The sequence below is a fragment of the Heyndrickxia coagulans DSM 1 = ATCC 7050 genome (assembly GCF_000290615.1).
GTDB classification, from domain to species: domain Bacteria; phylum Bacillota; class Bacilli; order Bacillales; family Bacillaceae_C; genus Weizmannia; species Weizmannia coagulans.
In genome coordinates this window covers 1-1948 of record NZ_ALAS01000201.1, presented here as the reverse complement: position 1 = coordinate 1948, position 1948 = coordinate 1, and the positions used below count along the sequence as shown (strand labels likewise).

Annotated in this window: 2 protein-coding genes; both read left to right on the top strand. The window is 34.0% G+C overall.

Annotated elements, in window-relative coordinates:
• Nucleotides 1-199: 199 nt before the first annotated feature.
• A complete protein-coding gene (locus IC21_RS10195; RefSeq protein ID WP_029143151.1) occupies nucleotides 200-445 on the top strand; it encodes a hypothetical protein in 246 nt (81 codons plus the stop codon).
• Between the two features lie 261 nt (nucleotides 446-706).
• Nucleotides 707-1822 (top strand): DNA cytosine methyltransferase, encoded by a 1116-nt coding sequence (locus IC21_RS10190; RefSeq protein WP_029143152.1) that lies wholly within the window; start codon nucleotides 707-709, stop codon nucleotides 1820-1822.
• Nucleotides 1823-1948 lie beyond the last annotated feature (126 nt).

The following is a 1948-nucleotide window of genomic DNA, read 5'->3' as shown; positions in this document are numbered from 1 at the left end:
CCCCCGTTATCAATCTATACGAAAGTGTACAAAAAGAGTGTCTTGGAATCCCGATATTTAAACCTTATCGAGAAAAACTTGACACATACTGAGATCACCTGAATGTGGAATGAATTTAATTTGTCTGATATACTAATTATACTAAATTTTATGCGATTTGTTTGCCTTTAAGCGGAAATTTCGTCACGGATTCAGGTATATGACAAAAAACATTTGTCCAATTTTCTTCAAAGGGGATTACTACCCTATTAGTGCATCGGAAAAAATCATAGATAAAAGCAATATAAAAGAAGGAGATAAGAGTAAATTGAGAGAATTTTTGTGTGATGTGTCACGTCATGGATTTGATAGATTGAAAGACTTAAAAGTGGATTGCAAAGGAAGAGAAAAGGAAAAGTACAGTAAATATAAAATTGATAAGTTTACAAAGATGTTAGAAGACTAGGGAATTAATCCGATTCCAATACCCAAGCATGATGCAGAAAAGTTGGGGAAAGATAAATGGATAAAAAACCCTATATATTTTAGGGAAAAAACCATTGGCGAGATTTAGAGGAAGTCTGTTAAAATGGATGGTGAGGAATAAGGAAATTTTATTCTCTGTAAATAAGAACGTGTCTATTGTATAATTAAATTTCATTATAAATTTATTTTTTACAATTATTTTTGTATGTAAATTTGATAATTTTGTTTGGGGGTATAAGAATTGATTAATAATGAGCCATACAAAATTGTCTCTCTCTTCAGTGGTTGTGGAGGTTTAGACTTAGGTCTTGAGATGTCAGGATTTAAGGTTGTTTGGGCAAATGATATTGATAAACATGCTGTAACTACTTACCAACATAATATCGGAAATATAGTAGAAGGGGATATAAGAAATATTGATTTAAAAGATATCCCTGATTGTGATGTATTAGTAGCAGGTTTTCCATGCCAACCGTTTTCTTCGGCTGGTAATCGGTTGGGTGTAGAAGATGCAAGGGGAACACTTTACGAAGAATGTCTGAGGGTTATAAATGACAAAAAACCAAAGGCTGTTATCTTTGAGAATGTTAGAGGGATTTTGTCAACTAAAAATAAAGATGGTTCTTTGTTGTTGCATTCTATCGTAAATTTCTTAGAAGCAATTGAACCTGGTTATAGTGTTCAATATAAGCTACTGAAAGCAAGTGATTATGGTGTTCCACAGCAAAGATACAGGGTAGTTTTTGTGGCTTTTAGGAACGACTTAAATGTGAAATATGAATTTCCAAGACCTACTCATTCTCCCGATGACCCTTCTTTAACAGTTGGAAATATAATAAATGTTCCAGCAGGAACACCAAACCAAGATGAAGTATGGGAGTTCTCTCCACAATCGAAGGCATTAATTCCTTATATTAGTGAAGGTGGTTCATGGAAAGACATCCCTTACGAAATACTTCCTCCACGTTTAAAAAGAATAAGAGATAATATGAAAAAATATAGAGCACCTAACTTTTATAGACGTTTCGCAAGAAATGAGATAAATGGAACAATTACAGCGGCCGCTACTCCTGAAAACTGTGGTATTATACATCCTCTTGAAGATAGGAGATACAGTGTAAGAGAGGTAGCAAGAATTCAATCCTTTCCAGACGATTTTGTATTTGTTAGTGACTCCCTTGCTTCTAAGTATAGAATGATAGGTAATGCAGTTCCTCCCCTTCTTGGAAAGGCAGTAGGACATTCTGTAAAAAAATGCTTAGATAATGCTTTGAATCCAAACAATAAGGAAGGAAAAATTAATACGGAAGATGAAGTAATTGTTTCTGAGTATGGACAAGTTGCGTTTAATTTCTAAGGTATCTTCATGCGAAGATGCCTTTTTGTTTGGGCTTTTGATGCTAGTATAGTTTCATGGACACCCTTTAGTGAAATATAATATTAACGAAGGGATGTGTCCTGATATGGGTAACACAAGCGAAAA